The sequence below is a fragment of the Pseudomonas sp. AC463 genome (genome assembly GCF_979253585.1).
In genome coordinates, this window is the sequence record NZ_CEEDDZ010001114.1 from 1 (window position 1) to 239 (window position 239).

Here is a 239-nt window from a genome sequence, read left to right on the forward strand (position 1 = left end):
GTCCTGGAATCCCTGATACGCCTTGGCGACGGTCAGTGGGTTCGCGCCGTGTTCGGCGGCGAAGGCGCGGACCGAGGGAAGCTGGTCGCCCGCGCGATATTGCCCGCGGAGGATCGACGACGTGATCGCGCTCCGAAGGCGGAGATAGACCGGGCTGTCCTCGTTGCCGCTGAGTGCTGTCATGGTGACTTAATACAGCATGTACGCAGCTTGTCGACTCACCAGTGGAAGACGATATC

At 62.3% G+C, this 239-nt stretch carries 1 protein-coding gene; it reads right to left on the reverse strand.

Translation table 11 applies throughout. From position 1 onward, the window contains the following. Positions 1-183: GntR family transcriptional regulator (locus tag AC0IYH_RS33750; protein WP_471838815.1), on the reverse strand; the 183-nt coding region annotated here is incomplete at its 3' end. Between the last annotated feature and the right edge of the window lie 56 nt (positions 184-239).